The sequence below is a fragment of the Bradyrhizobium diazoefficiens genome (genome assembly GCF_016612535.1).
GTDB classification, from domain to species: Bacteria; Pseudomonadota; Alphaproteobacteria; order Rhizobiales; family Xanthobacteraceae; genus Bradyrhizobium; species Bradyrhizobium diazoefficiens_C.
The window spans coordinates 167,525-180,711 of the sequence record NZ_JAENXS010000002.1; the positions used below are offsets into that span (position 1 = coordinate 167,525).

General features: G+C 62.6%; 15 protein-coding genes. 12 read left to right on the forward strand and 3 right to left on the reverse strand.

Annotated features, from left to right (window positions below; translation table 11 throughout):
* Positions 1 to 7 precede the first annotated feature (7 nt).
* A complete protein-coding gene (locus JJE66_RS17475) occupies positions 8 to 832 on the reverse strand; it encodes an enoyl-CoA hydratase (RefSeq protein WP_200515557.1) in 825 nt (274 codons plus the stop codon).
* Positions 833 to 918: 86 nt separating this feature from the next.
* On the opposite strand from JJE66_RS17475, the gene JJE66_RS17480 reads away from it, so the two are divergent.
* The 6 genes from JJE66_RS17480 to JJE66_RS17505 all read left to right on the forward strand — a co-directional run bounded on the left by JJE66_RS17480 (position 919) and on the right by JJE66_RS17505 (position 4,602).
* On the forward strand, positions 919 to 1,347 hold the full coding sequence (locus JJE66_RS17480) for a PaaI family thioesterase (protein ID WP_200515558.1): 429 nt from the start codon (positions 919 to 921) through the stop codon (positions 1,345 to 1,347).
* Between the two features lie 158 nt (positions 1,348 to 1,505).
* A complete protein-coding gene (gene rplM, locus JJE66_RS17485; protein WP_091965253.1) occupies positions 1,506 to 1,970 on the forward strand; it encodes a 50S ribosomal protein L13 in 465 nt (154 codons plus the stop codon).
* 2 nt (positions 1,971 to 1,972) lie between these two features.
* On the forward strand, positions 1,973 to 2,452 hold the full coding sequence (gene rpsI / locus JJE66_RS17490) for a 30S ribosomal protein S9 (RefSeq protein WP_007611021.1): 480 nt from the start codon (positions 1,973 to 1,975) through the stop codon (positions 2,450 to 2,452).
* 229 nt (positions 2,453 to 2,681) lie between these two features.
* The gene (locus JJE66_RS17495; protein ID WP_200515559.1) at positions 2,682 to 3,914 is read left to right on the forward strand and encodes a GGDEF domain-containing protein; all 1,233 of its coding nucleotides are present in this window, start codon (positions 2,682 to 2,684) and stop codon (positions 3,912 to 3,914) included.
* A gap of 56 nt (positions 3,915 to 3,970) precedes the next feature.
* Entirely contained in the window at positions 3,971 to 4,207 is a 237-nt protein-coding gene (locus JJE66_RS17500) for a hypothetical protein (protein WP_200515560.1), read from the forward strand.
* Positions 4,208 to 4,305: 98 nt separating this feature from the next.
* Positions 4,306 to 4,602 carry an antibiotic biosynthesis monooxygenase gene (locus tag JJE66_RS17505; RefSeq protein ID WP_063708861.1) on the forward strand — a complete coding sequence of 99 codons (297 nt, stop codon included), beginning with the start codon at positions 4,306 to 4,308 and terminating at the stop codon, positions 4,600 to 4,602.
* A 61-nt stretch (positions 4,603 to 4,663) separates the two neighbouring features.
* Here JJE66_RS17505 and JJE66_RS17510 read toward each other — a convergent pair whose 3' ends face one another.
* Positions 4,664 to 5,812, reverse strand: a complete 1,149-nt coding sequence (locus JJE66_RS17510; protein ID WP_200515561.1) for an AI-2E family transporter — start codon at positions 5,810 to 5,812, stop codon at positions 4,664 to 4,666.
* Between the two features lie 266 nt (positions 5,813 to 6,078).
* Here JJE66_RS17510 and JJE66_RS17515 point away from each other — a divergent pair, with 266 nt between their 5' ends.
* The 6 genes from JJE66_RS17515 (at position 6,079) to JJE66_RS17540 (ending at position 11,577) form a co-directional block, all read left to right on the forward strand.
* Positions 6,079 to 6,852 (forward strand): gamma-glutamyl-gamma-aminobutyrate hydrolase family protein, encoded by a 774-nt coding sequence (locus JJE66_RS17515; RefSeq protein WP_200515562.1) that lies wholly within the window; start codon positions 6,079 to 6,081, stop codon positions 6,850 to 6,852.
* A gap of 379 nt (positions 6,853 to 7,231) precedes the next feature.
* Positions 7,232 to 8,101: an outer membrane protein gene (locus JJE66_RS17520; protein WP_200515563.1), complete on the forward strand. Its 870-nt coding sequence runs from the start codon at positions 7,232 to 7,234 to the stop codon at positions 8,099 to 8,101.
* A 532-nt stretch (positions 8,102 to 8,633) separates the two neighbouring features.
* Positions 8,634 to 8,786, forward strand: coding sequence for a hypothetical protein (locus tag JJE66_RS17525; protein WP_200515564.1), 153 nt, complete (start codon positions 8,634 to 8,636; stop codon positions 8,784 to 8,786).
* Between the two features lie 53 nt (positions 8,787 to 8,839).
* On the forward strand, positions 8,840 to 10,213 hold the full coding sequence (locus tag JJE66_RS17530) for a nodulation protein NfeD (RefSeq protein WP_246756605.1): 1,374 nt from the start codon (positions 8,840 to 8,842) through the stop codon (positions 10,211 to 10,213).
* Positions 10,210 to 10,971, forward strand: coding sequence for a slipin family protein (locus JJE66_RS17535; RefSeq protein ID WP_200518537.1), 762 nt, complete (start codon positions 10,210 to 10,212; stop codon positions 10,969 to 10,971). Before JJE66_RS17530 ends, JJE66_RS17535 begins: the two co-directional genes overlap by 4 nt.
* A gap of 69 nt (positions 10,972 to 11,040) precedes the next feature.
* On the forward strand, positions 11,041 to 11,577 hold the full coding sequence (locus JJE66_RS17540; RefSeq protein WP_200515566.1) for an REP-associated tyrosine transposase: 537 nt from the start codon (positions 11,041 to 11,043) through the stop codon (positions 11,575 to 11,577).
* Between the two features lie 114 nt (positions 11,578 to 11,691).
* Here the strand turns inward: JJE66_RS17540 and glnA are convergent, their stop codons facing one another.
* Positions 11,692 to 13,101 (reverse strand): type I glutamate--ammonia ligase, encoded by a 1,410-nt coding sequence (gene glnA, locus JJE66_RS17545; RefSeq protein WP_200515567.1) that lies wholly within the window; start codon positions 13,099 to 13,101, stop codon positions 11,692 to 11,694.
* Positions 13,102 to 13,187 lie beyond the last annotated feature (86 nt).

Genomic DNA, 13,187 nt, shown 5'->3' on the forward strand with positions numbered 1-13,187 from the left:
TTTCTTGTTACTCATCCCGCCATGTCGGCGTTCGCTTCTCGATGAAGGCGCCAATGCCTTCTTCGGCGTCGCGGGCCATCATGTTCTCGGTCATCACCTGTGCCGCATAGCGATAGGCATCGGCAAGGCTCATCTCGGCCTGGCGGTAGAACGCTTCCTTGCCGAGCTTGACGGTGTAGGCCGATTTCAGCGCGACCTGTTCGGCCAGCGCGATTGCGGCGTCGCGCTCGGTGCCGGCGGCGACCACCCGATTGACGAGGCCGATCTCGCGGGCACGCGCGGCCGGGACCGGCTCACCCGTGAGCAGCATCTCCATCGCCTGCTTGCGCGGCACGTTGCGCGACAGGGCCACCATCGGCGTCGAGCAGAACAGGCCGATGTCGACGCCGGGCGTGGCGAAGCTTGCAGCCTCCGATGCGATCGCGAGATCGCAGCTCGCCACGAGTTGGCAGCCGGCCGCGGTCGCAATGCCCTGGACGGAGGCGACCACGGGCTTCGGCAGATGCACGATCGCCTGCATCATGGCGCTGCAGGCGTTCATGGTGTCGGCGAAGAAGGCGCGGCCGCGATCGGGATCGCTGCGGCGTGCGGTCAGCTCCTTCATGTCGTGACCTGCCGAGAAGGCAGGACCGCTGGCCGCCAGCACGACACCACGAACGGCCCTGTCGTCACGGATCTCATTGAGCTCGGCATGCAGGCTTGCGATCATCGCCACCGTGAGGCTGTTGCGCGCGGCCGGCCGGTTGAGGGTCAGCACCGCGATGGGGCCGACCATTTCGCGCAGCAGAATTGGGGGTTGCGGGGAGGGGGCGCGGGCGGCCTGGGCGGACATCGAGGCGTTTCCGGTTGGATTATTACGTTTGGATGATGCAGATAACCTAATGTAACAGGCGACGTGAAGCGAGGGTGGGGAACAGCATGGCGTTAGCGAAAATGAACGTGGCGGAGCTGGAGCAGTTTCTCCGCGACGAGTTTCCCCAGGCCTTCAGCGGCGACGACATCACGATCGAGAGCGCGGATGGCCAGACCTGCCTTTTGCGCCAGCGCTACGGCGAGAAGATGCTGCGGCCGGGTGGAACCGTGTCCGGCCCGACGTTGATGGCGCTGGCCGATTTCGCCATGTACGTGGTGCTTCTCTCGGCCATCGGGCCGATCGGGCTCGCGGTGACCACCAATCTCAATATCAATTTCCTGCGCAAGGGTCTGCCGGGGCAGGACGTTTTGGCGGAGGCGCGGCTGCTCAAGCTCGGCAAGCGCCTTGCGGTCGGAGAGGTGAACCTGCTGTCGGGGACCTCGCCCGATCCAATCGCCCATGTCACATCGACCTATTCCATTCCAAATGTTTGACCTTTTCGCAGGTAATATCGCACCATATTTATAACATATTGATTTTGCTGAATTAAATTCAGCGATCGAGCATTGACCGTTGCGCGCCACTTCTCTAGAAACCGCGGAGTCCGGTGCGGTGTTCGCGCCGATGTCTCCCCGTCCACGGAAACTCCGATATGAAAACCTTTTCGGCAAAGCCGGCTGAGGTGACGAAGAAGTGGGTACTGATCGACGCCAAGGGTCTGGTTGTCGGCCGTCTCGCTACCATCGTTGCCATGCGCCTGCGCGGCAAGCACCTCCCGACCTACACCCCGCACGTTGATTGTGGCGACAACGTCATCATCATCAACGCGCAGCACGCGGTCCTCACCGGTCGCAAGCGCGAGCAGAAGACCTACTACAAGCACACCGGCTATGTCGGCCACATCAAGGAGCGCACCGCGCGCCAGATCCTCGAGGGCAAGCATCCCGAGCGCGTGCTCGAGAAGGCCGTCGAGCGCATGATCCCGCGTGGTCCGCTCGGTCGCGTGCAGATGGGCAACCTCCGCGTCTATGGCGGGGCCGATCATCCGCACGAGGCCCAGACGCCCGAGAAGATCGACATCGCCAAGTTGAACCGCAAGAACACGAGGGCCGCATAATCATGGCCGAATCAATTCAGTCGCTCGACCAGCTCTCGCAGCTCAAGACCGCGGCGGCGCCCGACGCGCCCAAGCACGAGAAGAAGGTCGACAAGTTCAACCGCGCCTACGCCACCGGCAAGCGCAAGGACGCGGTCGCCCGCGTCTGGATCAAGCCGGGCGCCGGCAAGGTCACCGTCAACTCGCGCGAGGTCGAGGTCTATTTCGCCCGTCCCGTGTTGCGCATGATGATCGAGCAGCCGTTCTCCGTGGCCGCGCGTTCCGGCCAGTATGACGTGATCTGCACCGTCGCCGGTGGCGGTCTGTCCGGTCAGGCCGGTGCTGTGCGTCATGGCATCTCCAAGGCGCTCACTTATTTCGAGCCTGAGCTGCGCACCGTGCTCAAGAAGGGCGGCTTCCTCACCCGCGATTCCCGCGTGGTCGAGCGCAAGAAGTACGGCAAGGCCAAGGCCCGCCGGTCCTTCCAGTTCTCGAAGCGTTAATCGCTTCGGTCACATTCGCTGCGAAAGCGGCTTCAATGAAATGCAAAAGGGCGCTGATTTCAGCGCCCTTTTTGCTGTTCGTTTGTACGCAAATTGAAGACGAGTTTCCCGAAAACTTGGCCTCGCGTGAAAACCTGAATGGAACTCGCCGGACATAGCGTCGCATCTGGAAGGGCGCGCAAATCGGATGTGCCGATCGCGCAACTGCTATGTTCAAGAGGGGGCCGACATGATGTCGCTCGATAGCATCACGCTCTATTTAGTGGCCACGATGATCGCCGCACTGCTCGGCGCCATGATGGTGTTTTTCGGCAGGCAGGAGAACAGCCCCGCGCTGAAATGGTGGGGCACGGCGTATCTCCTCGGTGCGGCATCGGTCGCGCTGTGGACCGCGACCGGTGACAAGCTCGGCCCGCACCTCTATCTCGCCATGAACGCGGTCGGCTTCGTCGCCTGCGGCATGGTGTGGAATGCGGCACGCGTCTTCCACGGCCGCAACCCGAACTGGCCCGGCCTCGTGCTCGGCGCGGTCGCCTGGGTCGCAACGGTGACGCTGCTCGATCCCGCCGCGTCCATGCTGCGCATGATCATCGGCGCCGGCATCGTCTCGATCTACGCGGCACTGACCGCGAGCGAGCTCTGGGTCGAACGGCGCAAGAGCCTGCAGCGGCGGTGGCCGGCCCTCGTCGTGCCGGTGATGCACGGCTGCGTGCTGATGCTGCCGATCCTGCTCGGCAGCTTCCTGCGCCCGCACGATGCCGGCTTCTCCGGCAGCGTCTGGGTCACGGTGTTCGCGGTCGAGCTCGTGCTCTATGCCGTCGGCACCGTGTTCGTGATCTTTATGCTGGTGTCCGAGCGCACCGTCACCGCCCACCGCACCGCCGCGTCGACCGATCCCCTGACCGGCATGCTCAACCGTCGCGGCTTCTCGGAAGCTTGCGCGCGCATGATCGAGCGCGAGGCCAAGGGCGGCCGCCCGGTCACGGTGATGATCTTCGACATCGATCACTTCAAGTCGATCAACGATCGCTTCGGCCATCCCGCCGGCGACGAGATGCTGAAGCTGTTCTCGACCGTCGTCGTCAACAATCTGCGCATCTCGGACCTGTCGGGGCGCATCGGCGGCGAGGAGTTTGCGGCGCTGCTGCCTTGCGCGCTCGAGGAGGGCGTCCTGGTTGCCGAGCGCGTGCGCGAGGCTTTCGAGACCTCCGGCGTCGTCGTCGATGACGGCGCGGTCGATACCACCGTCAGCATTGGCGTCGCGGGCGGTCCGGCCGGCACCGAGCTCGAGGTGCTGCTGGCTTCGGCCGACACGGCGCTCTACCAGGCCAAGCGCGGTGGCCGTAACCGCGTCGAGGCGGCGGAGGAGCTGCCGCTGTCGCTGGAGAATTGGCGTCGCCAGAGTGCCGCGCGGATCGGTGTGCCCAAGACCGACGTCAAGACCCAGCCGATGACCGCCTGAGACGAGGCGGCTCGCGGTAATCCTCTGTTTACCATTCGGTTCCTACCATTGCGGCCATGGAATCGACCCGCCGACAGAACCCGCAGGCCGCCCTGATGTCACTCGAAGTCGCTGCGGCCTCGGCGCGCGGCGGTTTCGCCTGTCTGTTTTCGACTGCGGATGAATACGAGACGGCGCTGATCGCCGAGCGTCGCGCCCAGGGGCGCTACACGCAGAGCCGCAGCTATTGGCCAATTGCGCTGTTTCTCGGCTGCGCGCTCGTCGTGGCAGGGACCGTGCTGTTGTTCGCCTAAGGACGCCGCATTTTCGGCCGGGCAGGGCGCCGTTTCGGCGCCTTCTTCTTTGGTCCCGGCTGCGGTAGATACGGCCACTAAACAAGAGGGAGGAACCGATGATCACCGAGATCGCGCAAATCGACGTCAAGCCGGGCAGTGAGAAGGATTTTGAGGCGGCCGTCGCCAAAGCCAAGGCGGCCTTCGGCCGCGCCAAGGGCTTTCACGGTTTCGAACTGCACAAGTCGATCGAGAAGCCGCAGCGTTACCGGCTCATGGTGAAATGGGCGACACTGGAAAATCACACCGTTGATTTCCGCGGCTCTGAGAATTTCACCGAATGGCGTGGCCTCGTCGGCCAGTATTTTGCGTCTCCTCCGGAAGTCGAGCACACCGAGACCGTGCTGACGACCTGAGGGTTTTATTTTGAGAGCATGATCTTTTGGAAAACCGCTGCACAGTTTTCCGGATCATGCTCTAAGCCGCCTCTGCCAGGGGCGGCGCCTCATACGTCTTGAAATGGTCGATCATGACCTTGACGATGGCGACCAGTGGCAGTGCCAGCGCCAGGCCCCAGATTCCAAAGACGACGCCGAGCAGGATCTGGAACGCGAACAGCGTGGCCGGCGGAATGTCCAGCGCCTGGCGCTGGAGAATCGGCGTCAGCACGTAGCTCTCCATTGCGTGCACGCCGAGGAAGAGGATCAGCGCCGATAGCGCCGGAATCCAGCCCGAGGCGAGGCTCGCCAGCACCACGACGACGCCCGCGATGATGGCGCCGACGGTTGGGATGAAGGCGAGCAGGCCGGCCTGAATCCCTAGGATAAACGAGCCGGGGATGCCGATGACGGCAAGCCCGATCCAGGTCACGATTCCAACCGCGAGCATGACAATAATCTGCGCGATCAGCCAGCGCTCCAGCGTCTCACCGATGTGGTCGATGATGAGCGTCGCGCGGACGCGATGTTTAGCCGGCGCGAGAAACAGCAGTCCGTCGTGATAGACGCTGGGCTGCGCAGCGAAGGCGAGCCCCAGGAATAGCACGATGAAGATGTTGCCGACGGCGCTGATCGCGCCGAACAGCAGCTTGAAGGTCTGGCTCACGATCGCCCCGCCGCTGGAGGCCAGCGCGCCGGCGCCCGGCAATGGGCCGTGCGGGGCCTGGTTTGGAGCGGGCGTGGAGGCCGTGTCGCTGGTGGAGGAGGCGGGCGTTGCGTTGCCGAGGTCGAAGACGCTGGTGTCGATGCCGTGGTTCTCGAGGAAGGACCTGACATGCGAGATCTGCGACTTGATGGTGTTGCTGAGGATCGAGGCCTGCTCGGCGATGGTGGCCCCGCCGAGATAGGCGACGCCTGCAAGCATCACGGCGAGCACGATGCAGACGATCGCAAGCCGCAGGGCATGTGGCAGGTGTACGCGGCGGCCGAGCGCATTGGTCAGCGCGTTGAGGCCGACGCCGAGCAGCATGCCGGTGAAGATCAGCAGCAGGGTGGCCGCGAAATACCAGGTGAAGACCAGCGCCGCGGTGAACAGCACGACCCCGATGCCGCCGACCGTAATCGACCAGGCTGTATCTCGAGCCAGATCGGAGCGGGTTTTGGGCTGTTCATCGCTGGAGACGGTCACATCTTGTCCTTTTCTGAGCGGGCCGGAGCACTCTTTCGTGAAATCTCACTGGGGATCAAGCCGGGGCCCTGCGCCGGATTGAAGCGCCCGCGGCCACCAGCGGCCAACGCCGCGGGTACGCAGGTGCGCCATCAAGAGTGCCACGGAGGCTCCGAGGCCCGCCTTTGCGCGAAAATAGCATTGCCGTCCCGCGATCCCTTCTGTTGAATTTGTTCCATCCGGGGGGCATGTTTGGAGAATCTTCTTACGAGAGGTCGGAACGGGAGATGAGAAAGCCGGTCGTCGGCGTGATTGGGAACGCCAGTCGCATCGAAAATCGATTTCAGGTCCAGATGGTCGGCGAGCGCAATTTGCGCGCCGTGGCTGAGGTCTCCGGCGGCTTGCCGGTGATGTTTGCGGGCTCGCCCGACATCACCGATGTCGCCGCACTGCTCGATGCCGTCGACGGCATCGTGCTCACCGGCGCCCGCGCCAACGTGCATCCGACCCGTTTCAATGTCGACCCCTGCGAGAAGCACGAGCCCTACGACATCCACCGCGACGAGGTCGCGCTGGCGCTCTCGGTCGCCTGCGTCTCGCGCGGCATCCCGATCTTTGGCATCTGCCGGGGCCTCCAGGAGATGAACGTCGCCTTCGGCGGGTCGCTGCATCCCGAGATTCGCGAAATCCCGGGCCGCATGAACCACCGCATGCCGAGGCTTGAGAACGGCGAGATCCATCCCGATCCGACCGTGATCTTCGCCGATCGCCACGACGTCGACCTCACGCCGGGCGGCGCGTTTGCGAGGCTGCTCGGCTGCGAGAAGATCAGGGTCAATTCGCTGCACGGGCAGGGCATCCTCGATCCCGGCAAGCGCGTGCTGATCGAAGGCATCGCCGAGGACGGCACCATTGAGGCGATCCGTATCGCGGAAGCTCCGACCTTTGCGCTCGGCGTGCAATGGCACGCCGAATACGACCCGCAGCACAATCCGATCAATCGTAAGCTGTTCGAGGCGTTCGGCGAAGCGCTGGTGGCGAAGCAGAGGGCGGCGGCGTAGGCGTGCAGCTTGCGCGCCGCATCGCCCTTTCAGCTGACTCTCTGAATTGGGGCCACGCTTCGGAGCGGCACATATCACGCCGGCTTCGCGGGCTTGCCGGGACCAGACGAAGCTCCGTTTCCCAAGCCAAAAATTCGGAAAAGCAGAGTATTTTGTGGTGGCGGAATTGATGGGCGATGACCAAACTTTCATTGCCCATCATTCCCTATGCAAGCTCAGCGGGTATTGGAACCTTGGTTCCACGTTTTGTTGCTAACAAGCAACAATTGTCGGCAAATCCGTCAATGGGACCTCCAGCAAGGTCGTTTTGCATGCGATTAGCAGTTGAGTCCGATTAACGTGGGTTCACAGCATCGTGTCGGTCCTTGGGGAGATTGTCATGAAAGCGCGTTTTGGTTGGGCAATTGCGTCGGCCATCCTGATTGGAAACCTCAGTCCGGCAAGCGCGGCGGATATGCCCGTCAAAGCGCTTCCGGCGGCGCCTGCACCCATCTTCAACTGGACCGGCTTCTACATCGGTGCCAACGGCGGCGGGATCTGGGGGCACAACAACGTCTCCAGCAACTTCTTTGATGGCGCTGCGGTGGCCTCCGCGCAGACATTGGCTGCGCTTGCAGGCACCGGAGGGGCGAACGGCAGCGGCGGATTTGGCGGCATCCAGGTCGGCTATAATTGGCAGCATTCGACAGCGTGGGTGTTTGGCGTCGAGGCCGACATTCAGGGAATGTCCTTGAATCAAAATCGCACGAGTGCCCTCTTTACGATAGCTCCGAACAGCGCTCAGGACTTTGACCAGATCCACCATGATTGGTTCGCGACGTTCCGTGGGCGCGTCGGCTACACGGCTAATCGCGCCTTGTGGTACGTGACGGGCGGCCTTGCCGTTGCAAATACGCGATTCTCGCGTACGCAGACCTGGGCTTTCCCCGGCGATGCGTGTGTGGTGGATCCTCGCAACGGTCTTGGTGATTGCCACGTTGGTTCGGCGAGCAAGACTTCCGTCGGCGCTGCGGCGGGTGCCGGTGTTGAATATGCGTTCAATGGCAATTGGAGTGTGAAGCTCGAGTACCTCCATATCTGGCTACAGGATAACAACAGCTTCCTGACTCAGAATAGTGGGCCCGGTTTTGTTGGTCCTCCTGTTGTCGTGCAGCGCTTTAACCAGTCGATGAACGACTCCAACCTCGACCTGGTGAGAGTCGGCGTCAATTACAGGTTCGGCGCTGCTCCGGTGGTTGCGAAGTACTGACCATCAAGGCTGTCCTGGCTTGAAACCCCGGCTTTGCCGGGGCTTGTTGCGATCAGTGATGCGCAGCCTGACTGTTGCGGTCATTCTCCTGCTTGCTCTCCCGCATTCGCTCAAGCCACGTCGCGGCTGGAGGGCCCGATCACCTGCGCTTCGCCGGTGTCATCAGACGATACGGAACGGAGCCTGAAGCAGCGCTACGCAAGCAGGCCGTGATGCCGGGTGCGGAGCGCGGGAGGTACAAGGGCCTCATGCTTCTTCGCGACGGCGGCGGATCGACGAATTGAGGTTGCCTTCAGCGTCGACACCGCCAAGCGCGGTTCGGCTCGTGACGGAGATCGGGGTGAATTTTCCGGACAAGTGAAGACGATCGTGCATGGCGGGTTCGCATCCGCCTTCGCTCTTCGAGGTGCGGCCGACAAGTCGCTCCACCCATTTACGAATTACGCTCGCGATATCCTGGGCAGGATAAACCAATCAGCAAGGATTGGCGTGCACCGATTTTCACGATTCCGATTCGTTCCTTGAGAACGAAATGGAGTCAGACGCAGAACGAAAATCGACGGCCCCGAAGCCCGACGTAAATCTCTACGGTGCGACGGTGCAGCTGACGGCGCGGCGGATGCACTTCGATCTCATCCATTGCATCGCACAATTGCAGCGGTGGCCACGCACGCTGCTGCATTGAGGTTCGCGAACCGACCACCTATGTTTGGTAAGGGAGCCCTTGCCGTGTGGATCATGAAAGCGGCCCTCATAGCGGCGATCGGCGTCGTCGCCCTTGCTCTCTGCCTCCTTCCCGGTGCGGCGGAGGAGAACGGCCGCCTTGCACTTACTGTCACGATCGACGGAGCCATCGGACCGGCGTCGGCGAGCTACGCGAAGAGCGCCTTGGCCACGGCAGCCGCGCGGCGCGCCGAGGTCGTGATCCTGAGAATGAACACGCCCGGCGGTCTCAACTCGAGCATGCGCGAGATCATCGCGGATGTGCTTGGCTCGTCCGTTCCTGTCGTTGGCTACGTCGCGCCCGCCGGCGCCCATGCGGCGAGCGCCGGGACCTATATCCTCTATGCGACCCATATCGCGGCGATGGCGCCTGGCACCAATATCGGTGCCGCGACGCCGGTGCAGATCGGCGGTTCGTTCCCGGGCCTGCCGAGCGGCACCCCCGACAAGGACGGCAGAGACAAGAAGGATGAGCCGAAGGACGCAATGACGGCCAAGGTGACAAATGATGCCGTCGCCTTCATCCGCAGCCTCGCCGAACTGCGCGGCCGCAACGCCGATTGGGCCGAGAAGGCGGTGCGTGAAGCCGCTACCCTGTCCGCCAATGGCGCGTTGCAGGCCAACGTCATCGACTTCGTCGCGCGCGATCCGGCCGAATTGCTCAGCCAAATCGATGGGCGCGTGGTGGAGGTCGCAGGCGGCAAGACGCTGCGTTTGGCAACGAAGGATGCCGTCGTCGAAGCCGTCGATCCCGGATGGATCTCGCAATTCCTTGCAGTGATCACCGATCCCAACGTCGCGTTTGTCCTCCTGATGGTCGGCATCTATGGCTTGATCTTCGAATTCGTGTCCCCTGGCGCCGTTGCCCCAGGCGTGGTCGGAACGATCTGCCTGCTGCTCGGCTTCTATGCCCTCAACCTGCTGCCGATCAACTATGCCGGCCTTGGCTTGATGCTGGTCGGGATCACGCTCCTTGCCATCGAGGCGTTCAATCCGACCGTCGTGATCGGTCTCGGTGGCGTCATCGCCTTCGTGCTGGGAGCGCTCATGCTGGTGCGGGTCGAAGCGCCGGGATACCGGCTGTCATGGTCGGCCATCGCCGTCGTCGCGGCGATGTTCACGGGCTTTATTCTTGTCGTGCTGGGCGCGCTTCGGCGCGCCCGCAGCAGTCCGGCATGGGTCGGCGCGCAAGCCATGCGCGGCCTGTCCGCCGAAGTCCTCGACTGGAACGAGACCGAAGGTCACGTCTTTACACATGGCGAACGCTGGCGGGCGCGCGGCGCGGAGACCTTCGGGCCGGGAGAGACCGTCGAGGTCGCCAATATCGTCGATCTGACGCTGGTGGTCCGGCGCCCGAATTCCGCGCGCGGCGAGGGAGGTCAACTCTGATGATTGAATATTCGATCTATGCGGCGCTTGCGCTGATCGTCATCCTGTTTCTCGCCCAGGCCGTTCGCATCCTCAGGGAATACGAGCGCGGCGTGATTTTCACGCTCGGCCGCTTTACCGGAGTGAAGGGGCCAGGCCTCGTCGTCCTGATCCCGGTCGCACAGCAGCTCGTCAAGGTCGATCTCCGGGTGATGGTGCAGGTCGTGCCGCCGCAGGACGTGATTTCCCGCGACAACGTCTCGGTCAAGGTCAATGCCGTTCTCTACTTCCGCATTGTCGATCCCGAGCGCGCCATCATCAAGGTCGGCGACTACATGGCCGCGACCAGCCAGCTCGCCCAAACCACACTGCGCTCGGTGCTCGGCAAGCACGAACTCGACGAGATGCTCGGCGAACGCGACAGGCTGAACGCCGACATCCAGGAGATCCTCGACAAGCAGTCCGATGTCTGGGGCATCAAGGTCACCTCGATCGAGATCAAGGACGTCGATCTCAACGAGACCATGGTGCGCGCGATCGCCAAGCAGGCCGAGGCCGAACGGTTGCGGCGCGCCAAGGTGATCAATGCAATGGGCGAGCAGCAGGCCGCCGAAAAGCTCGTCGAGGCCGGCCGGATTCTCGCGCAGGAGCCGCAGGCGATGCAGCTGCGTTACTTCGCGGCGCTGCACGACATCGCGGGCGAACGGTCGTCGACCGTCGTCTTCCCGCTGCCAACGGGCCTGCTCGATCATTTCATGCCGCGGCGGGATGCGACGTGATTGCGGGACATGGGACCGTAGGGCGGATTAGCCGAAGGCGTAATCCGCCTCTTATGCTAGACTGCTCGAATGCCCAATTACCGTCGCGCGCTTCTTCCCGGCGGTTGCTGGTTCTTCACGGTCAATTTGCTCGATCGACGGCAAACGCTGCTCACTGACCATATCACCATCCTGCGGGAGGCCGTCGCCGCAACGCGGCGGGACTGTCCTTTTGCGATCGATGCATTCGTCGTTCTGCCGGATCATCTCCATGCAGTCTGGACGTTGCCAGCAGAGGACGCCGATTTCTCCGTGCGGTGGCGTCTAATAAAGTCTCGTTTTGCGAAGGCGCTGCCGAAGAATGAGCGACTGAGTGCCGTTCAAGCTGCGCGTGGCGAGCGCGGCATCTGGCAACATCGGTTTTGGGAGCACCTCATCCGAGATGAGACTGATTATGCGCGGCATGTCGACTATTGTCACATCAATCCCATGAAGCATGGACATGTCACCCGTGTTCGGGATTGGCCGTGTTCGTCTTTTCACAGGGATGTACGGGCCGGAATATTCCCTGAAGATTGGGCTGGAGACAGCAGCAAGGTGGGCGGCGACTTTGGCGAGCGCGCGTGACCTTGCAGGATTGGCGGATTACGCCTTCGGCTAATCCGCCCTACGGCACTGGCCCAAAACGAAAAGGCGCTCCTCTTGGAGCGCCTTTTGCTTGTCGCATAAGATTCGAGCCGATCAGCCCGAATAGTACATGTCGAACTCGACCGGGTGCGGGGTCATTTCGAAGCGGGCGACTTCGGTCATCTTCAGCTCGATATAGGCGTCGATGAAATCGTCGTCGAACACGCCGCCGGCCTTGAGGAAGGCGCGGTCCTTGTCGAGGTTTTCGAGCGCCTCGCGCAAGCTGCCGCACACGGTCGGGATCTGCTTCAGCTCTTCCTTCGGCAGATCGTAGAGGTCCTTGTCCATCGCCGGACCCGGATCGATCTTGTTCTTGATGCCGTCGAGGCCGGCCATCAGCATCGCGGCGAAGCCGAGATAGGGATTGGCGAGCGGATCGGGGAAGCGCACCTCGACGCGCTTGGCCTTCGGCGAAGCGGTGTAGGGGATGCGGCAGGAGGCCGAGCGGTTGCGCGCGGAATAGGCGAGCAGCACGGGCGCCTCATAGCCCGGGACCAGACGCTTGTAGGAGTTGGTCGACGGGTTGGTAAAGGCGTTGATCGCCTTGGCGTGCTTGATGATGCCGCCGATGTAGTGGAGGCAGGTCTCCGACAGGTCGGCGTATTTGTTGCCGGCGAACACCGGCTTGCCGTCCTTCCAGATCGACTGATGCACGTGCATGCCAGAACCGTTGTCGCCATAGACCGGCTTTGGCATGAAGGTGGCAGTCTTGCCGTAGATATGCGCGACCTGATGGATGCAGTATTTGTAGATCTGCAGATGGTCGGCCATCAGGGTGAGCGTATCGAACTTCATGCCGAGCTCGTGCTGGGCGGAAGCGACTTCGTGGTGATGCTTCTCGACCTTGACGCCCATCTTGGCCATGGCGCCGAGCATTTCCGAGCGCATGTCCTGCACCGAATCCTGCGGCGGCACGGGGAAGTAGCCGCCCTTGGTGCGGATGCGGTGGCCGAGATTGCCGCCTTCGTATTCGGTGTCGGTGTTGCTCGGCAGCTCCGATGAGTCGAGCCGGAAGCCGGTGTTGTAGGGGCCGGAAGAGTAGCGCACGTCGTCGAACACGAAGAACTCGGCTTCGGGGCCGACGAACACGGTGTCGCCCACGCCCATCGACTTCACCATGGCTTCCGCCTTCTTGGCGATGCCGCGGGGGTCGCGGTTGTAGGGCTCGCCAGTGGTCGGCTCAAGCACGTCGCAGGTGATGACCATGGTGGTCTCGGCGAAGAACGGGTCGATCGTCGCGGTCACCGGATCGGGCATCAGGCACATGTCGGACTCGTTGATCGCCTTCCAGCCGGCGATCGAGGAGCCGTCGAACATCGTCCCTTCGGCGAAAATGTCATCGTCGATCATGCTGACGTCGAACGTCACGTGCTGCCACTTGCCGCGCGGATCGGTGAAGCGCAGGTCGACGTATTTGACGTCGTTGTCCTTGATCGATTTCAGGACGTCTTTGGCGGTCTTCATGCATACCCCTTTTGGCTCTGCGGGTCGGTTTCCAGATGAGCAAAATTATTCTCGCTTTCGGCGAGTTTTGCGCGACCGCATAAACG

Coding starts and splice junctions, on each gene's coding strand:
- JJE66_RS17475 (WP_200515557.1), bottom strand. CDS start 832: ATGTCCGCCCAGGCCGCCCGCGCCCCCTCCCCGCAACCCCCAATTCTG.
- JJE66_RS17495 (WP_200515559.1), top strand. CDS start 2,682: ATGATGTCGCTCGATAGCATCACGCTCTATTTAGTGGCCACGATGATC.
- JJE66_RS17540 (WP_200515566.1), top strand. CDS start 11,041: ATGCCCAATTACCGTCGCGCGCTTCTTCCCGGCGGTTGCTGGTTCTTC.
- JJE66_RS17515 (WP_200515562.1), top strand. CDS start 6,079: ATGAGAAAGCCGGTCGTCGGCGTGATTGGGAACGCCAGTCGCATCGAA.
- JJE66_RS17520 (WP_200515563.1), top strand. CDS start 7,232: ATGAAAGCGCGTTTTGGTTGGGCAATTGCGTCGGCCATCCTGATTGGA.
- JJE66_RS17525 (WP_200515564.1), top strand. CDS start 8,634: ATGGAGTCAGACGCAGAACGAAAATCGACGGCCCCGAAGCCCGACGTA.
- glnA (WP_200515567.1), bottom strand. CDS start 13,101: ATGAAGACCGCCAAAGACGTCCTGAAATCGATCAAGGACAACGACGTC.
- JJE66_RS17505 (WP_063708861.1), top strand. CDS start 4,306: ATGATCACCGAGATCGCGCAAATCGACGTCAAGCCGGGCAGTGAGAAG.
- JJE66_RS17530 (WP_246756605.1), top strand. CDS start 8,840: ATGAAAGCGGCCCTCATAGCGGCGATCGGCGTCGTCGCCCTTGCTCTC.
- JJE66_RS17480 (WP_200515558.1), top strand. CDS start 919: ATGGCGTTAGCGAAAATGAACGTGGCGGAGCTGGAGCAGTTTCTCCGC.
- rplM (WP_091965253.1), top strand. CDS start 1,506: ATGAAAACCTTTTCGGCAAAGCCGGCTGAGGTGACGAAGAAGTGGGTA.
- rpsI (WP_007611021.1), top strand. CDS start 1,973: ATGGCCGAATCAATTCAGTCGCTCGACCAGCTCTCGCAGCTCAAGACC.
- JJE66_RS17500 (WP_200515560.1), top strand. CDS start 3,971: ATGGAATCGACCCGCCGACAGAACCCGCAGGCCGCCCTGATGTCACTC.